This is a genomic window from Methylobacterium sp. D54C (genome assembly GCF_053345595.1).
Genome location: NZ_JBKFAK010000302.1, coordinates 1 through 246, shown reverse-complemented (window position 1 = coordinate 246; position 246 = coordinate 1). Strand labels below are relative to the sequence as shown.

Annotated in this window: 1 pseudogene; it reads left to right on the top strand. The window is 64.2% G+C overall.

The features are described from left to right. A pseudogene (locus ACLBYB_RS33640) lies at window positions 1-237 on the top strand (transposase); the annotation flags it as partial. Between the last annotated feature and the right edge of the window lie 9 nt (window positions 238-246).

Below are 246 nucleotides of genomic sequence, written 5' to 3'. Positions count from 1 at the left end.
AAGCTGCGCCAGATTGAGGTGCAGACAGCCCAGGGTAAGAGCTTGGCGCTGGCCTGCAAGGAGGCGGAGATCTCCGAGCAGAGCTATTACCGCTGGCGCAAGGAGTACGGCGGTCTCCAGGTCGACCAGGCCAGGAAGATGAAGGACCTGGAGCGCGAGAACGCGCGGCTGCGCCGGCTCGTGGCTGACCTGTCCTTGGAAAAGCAGGTGCTGGCGGACGTCGCCTCGGGAAACTTATAGCCCCCG